The organism is Pontibacter sp. HJ8 (assembly GCF_054824225.1).
In genome coordinates, this window is the sequence record NZ_JSYF01000156.1 from 1 (window position 1) to 4332 (window position 4332).

Genomic DNA, 4332 nt, shown 5'->3' on the forward strand with positions numbered 1-4332 from the left:
CAGTGTCTACCAATGCCACTCTGGCTTTCAGCTTCATAGGTATGACTACCCAGGAGATCCCTGTAAATGGTCGATCTACCATAAATGTGACGTTGCGTGCTGACGAAAAGCAGTTGAGCGAAGTAGTTGTAACAGGGTATGGTACACAGCTGAAGCAGGAACTGACAGGTAACATAGCCCGGGTATCAGGTGACGAGATTGCGAACATCCCTACTCCAACCCTGGAATCAACGCTTCAAGGCCGTGCAGCAGGTGTATATATCAACCAGGGCAGTGGCAAATTAGGACAGGGTATGAACATCCGCATTAGAGGTGCCTCTTCTGTTTCAGCGAGTAACCAGCCCCTTTATGTAGTAGATGGTATTCCGGTCACCTCAGCGGACTTAGGCACTACGAATTCTGAGCCGCTCAATCCCATTGCCGACATTAACCCGAACGACATTGAATCCATTGAAATCCTGAAAGATGCCTCTGCCTCTGCCATTTATGGCTCAAGGGCTTCTAACGGTGTTGTGCTGATTACAACAAAAAGTGGCAAGGCCGGCAGGACGAATGTTAACTTTAACTACTATACCGGCTTTAGCAAAGCTACCCGAATCAGAGAGTTTCTCAATGCGCAGCAATACATTGAACTCTTTTCGGAAGCAGCCGAAAACGAGGGGTATGATGCCGCTGAAGAATTTGAAGGCAACGGCCTGGACATCAACTCCCCGTATAGTCAGAATTGGTGGGAAGAGCCCTTCGAAACCGGAAGCGTATCGCAGTATGAGGTCATACTAAACGGAGGTACGGAAAAAACCCGGTTCTACATCAACACGAATTTCAACACGCAGGATGGAATCATCATCGGCAACGAGTTTGACAGGGCTTCCGGCCGCTTTAACCTGGATCATAGCATAAGCGATCGGTTTAGGGTAGGCACCAACATTGCGCTGATCCGCACGCTGAACAAGCGTGTTTCTGACGACAATGCCTTTTCAAATCCGGTACAGCTAAACGCTATTCCGCCCATACAACCGAAACTAGACCCTGCTACCGGTGAGCTAAACAGAAACACACTGTACTACAACAACCTGATCGATCAGCGGGACGGTTTTAACGAGGCTACCACCCACAGAACGATCAGTACTGCTTTTTTGGAGTTCGATTTAGTCAAAAACCTCTTATTCCGAACAGAGCATGGCATAGACTATCTCAACCTGAATGAGGAAATTTACCTCGGACGTAATACAGAAGATGGCGGACCTACCGGTTATGGTTACCAGAACCAGCTTACTTCCACCAATTATAATACAAACAACACCCTCACTTTCAATACCCTGCTGAATGATATTCATAAGCTAGAGCTTCTAGGCGGTTTCAGCTATCAGCGCAGCAGGACAAATGCCGCCTCGGTGGAAGGACGAGGTTTTCCGAACGATAATTTCAAGAAAATAGTAAGTGCTGCCCGTATCACGAGTGGTTCTTCCACAGGCACAGGCTATAACTTTGCTTCCTACTTTGCCCGCGCCAACTACGTGTTCAGAGAGCGTTACCTGTTCACCGGCAGCGTGCGAATCGATGGTTCTTCCAGGTTTGGGGAAGGCAACCGCTATGGCACTTTCCCAGCAGCCTCTGCAGGATGGATCATCAACCAGGAACCGTTTATGGAAGGACTAAATGCCCTTAGCTTCCTGAAACTAAGAGCCAGCTATGGTATTACGGGTAATGCCGAGATTGGCAACTTTGCACCTTTGGCCCTCTACGAGGCCATTTTCTATTCAGACCAGTCAGGCATAGTGCTTACCACCTTGCCAAACGAAGACCTGCAATGGGAAAAAACAACACAGTTTGATGTGGGCCTCGACTATGGCTTGTTTGATGACCGGGTTACAGGCGAGATAGATTATTACATTAAAAATACCAACGACCTGCTGCTTGAGCTGCCTATACCTGCTTACAATGGTTTTACCATCATCACAAAGAACCTGGGCAAACTGGAAAACAAAGGACTTGAGTTCGTTATAAACACCCGCAACCTGGTTGGCGCTTTTGAGTGGACAACCAGTTTTAACATAGCCCGCAACAGGAATAAAGTTACTGACCTGAACGGTTCTACCATTTTTGGTGGAGACCGCTTTGTAGGCCAGATCCGAGAGGGCGAGCCAATGGGTGTTTTCTGGGGTCCTAAGTTTGCTGGTGCCGATCCAGCGAACGGGGATGCCTTGTACTACGTCAGGGCCGGCAGCAATGAAACCACGAACGACTATAGCCTGGCCGAAGATCAGAAAATAGGTGATCCGAACCCTGATTTTCTGGGTGGCTTAACCAACAACTTCTCTTTTAAAGGGTTTGATCTGGGCATTCTGTTGCAGTTTGTGGAGGGCAACGACCTCTTCAACGTAGCTGGTTATTTCCAGTCGGTTAGCGCCGATTATTTCGATAACCAGACGATAGACCAGTTGGACAGATGGCGGCAGCCCGGAGATGTAACCGATGTGCCGCAAGCCCGGCTCTATGCAGGAAACGGAGCAGGTAAATCCTCCCGGTGGGTACAGGACGGTTCTTTCCTGCGCATCAATTATGTCAACTTAGGCTATAACATTCCGGCAGCACTGATCAGCAGGTTTAAGCTTACCTCCGCCAAGATCTACCTGCAAGGCACCAATCTTCACACTTTTACCAGTTATGAAGGCTACGACCCGGAAGTGAACACCACCTACTTTGGCCGCAGCAATGTCACCCTTGGCCACGATTTTTATACACCGCCGCTAGCCAAGACCTTCACGATAGGTGTCAATATCGGACTTTAATCACCAAAACCTGAAATCATGAAACTGAAAAATAAGATACTGACGATCATGCTGCTGGCCCTGTTAGGTACAACCGCCTGTGATGACCTGCTGGACGTGGAACCACAGCAGGGTGTAAACGCAGCCGATGCCATCAACACAGCCGACGACCTGGAGAGTGCCGTGATTGGCATGTACTCTATATTGGGAGAACCTGAACTCTATGGCACTGATCTCATTCTGATGCCGGAATTACTGGGTGCGGAAGAAAACCTGCGCTGGCGGGGCACTTTCCAGACCTACCGGGAGTTGGAGAACAAATCCATGACAGAAAACAATTCCACCGCCAGAACCACCTGGATAGAGGCCTACAAAGCCATCAACCTGGCGAATATCGTCCTGAGCAACCTGGATGTGGTAGAGGACCAGGAGCAGCGCGACCGGATAGAAGGTGAAGCACTTTTTGTAAGAGGCATCATGCATTTTGAATTGGTAAGGCTCTATGCCATGGACTGGAATGATGGAGATCCTGCTCAAAATCTTGGGATAATTATAAAAACAACGCCAGCCACTACCGAAACCGAAGCCCGAACACTGTATGACCGCGCAAGTGTTGCAGCCGTCTACACGCAGATCATACAGGACCTGCAAAGTGCCAAAACACTGCTGCCGGATATAAACGAAAACCGCGCTACCACCTATGCTGCGAGTGCCTTTCTGGCAAGGGTGTACCTGCAAAAAAGTGATTTTGCCTCAGCACGTGATGAGGCAGACCGGGTAATACAAAGCGGCCTTTACCGGCTTAACCCTACTGTTTCGGCTGCCTTCCGCAATGACAACACAGCGGAATCTATATTTGAGATCCAGCAGAACGACCAGAACAACGCCGGCGATGCAAACGAAGGCTTGGCTACGTTCTATGCCAGTTTGCCTGGTATAGGCAGAGGGGATGTGCAGATCATCAGCGATTTTGATCCAGACCTCAACCCCAACCGGTATACTACCTATGACTTGTATGAGGAGAATGATACCCGCCTGACAGAGCTTTTCTACATTGGTAGCGGAAGGCGGGCCGGCCGTATTTATGCAAGTAAATGGCTCAGCCCGGGACAAAACCTGCCTATTGTTCGCCTGGCAGAAATGTACCTGATACGGGCAGAAGCGAATGCAAGACTGGGCACATCAGTGGGTGCTACGCCTCTGGAAGATATCAATATGATCCGTAACAGAGCAGGTGTAGCAGAACTTTCAAGCGTGACCCTGGAAGACATCCTGCTGGAGCGGCGCCTGGAACTCGCCTATGAAGGTGCCCGGATACACGACCTGCGCAGGACAAAAACAGATTTGCAGGGCCGCGACGCCGAAACCGGCGAAGTAACCTATACCCTACCCTGGAACGATCCGACCCTTGTACTACCCATTCCGAGAAGAGAAATAGATGCCAGTGGCGGGCAACTGCAGCAGAATCCTGGTTATTAAAAGCAGATGCATCCATAAAAAAGAGGGCCTGGCAGCAGGCCCTCTTTTTTATGGATGCCCTATCCCTTGTGTGAAAGCTCTA

General features: G+C 49.6%; 2 protein-coding genes. Both read left to right on the top strand.

Annotation, left to right across the window (positions count from 1 at the left end):
• Positions 1–2792: SusC/RagA family TonB-linked outer membrane protein (locus OB13_RS08075; protein WP_461489649.1), on the top strand; the 2792-nt coding region annotated here is incomplete at its 5' end.
• An 18-nt stretch (positions 2793–2810) separates the two neighbouring features.
• Positions 2811–4250 carry a RagB/SusD family nutrient uptake outer membrane protein gene (locus OB13_RS08080; protein ID WP_461489650.1) on the top strand — a complete coding sequence of 480 codons (1440 nt, stop codon included), beginning with the start codon at positions 2811–2813 and terminating at the stop codon, positions 4248–4250.
• Positions 4251–4332: the final 82 nt, after the last annotated feature.